A 263-nucleotide genomic window follows, 5' to 3' on the forward strand; every position below is an offset into this window, starting at 1 on the left:
CGAGGTGCCCGTCGACCGGCAGGTACGGGTCCGGGCACCAGGTGGTGTCGTCGAACTTGTACTCGAGCTTGAAGAAGTTGCTGCAGGCGGCCGCGAAGTGCAGGTTGTGCGCGGTCGCGAGCGGCCCCATGGGGTTGTGCGGGGCGACCATCACGTTGTGCGTCTCGGCGAGCGTGGCGATGCGCCGCATCTGCGAGATGCCGCCGACGACGGCGATGTCGGGCTGGGCGATGTCGACACCGCCCGCCGTCAGCAGCGCGAGG

1 protein-coding gene is annotated in these 263 nt (G+C 69.6%); it reads right to left on the bottom strand.

From position 1 onward, the window contains the following. Positions 1-263: enolase C-terminal domain-like protein (locus SB754_RS20955; RefSeq protein WP_410784276.1), on the bottom strand; the 263-nt coding region annotated here is incomplete at both ends.

The sequence above is a fragment of the Leifsonia sp. SIMBA_070 genome, assembly GCF_046534635.1.
GTDB lineage: Bacteria > Actinomycetota > Actinomycetes > Actinomycetales > Microbacteriaceae > Leifsonia.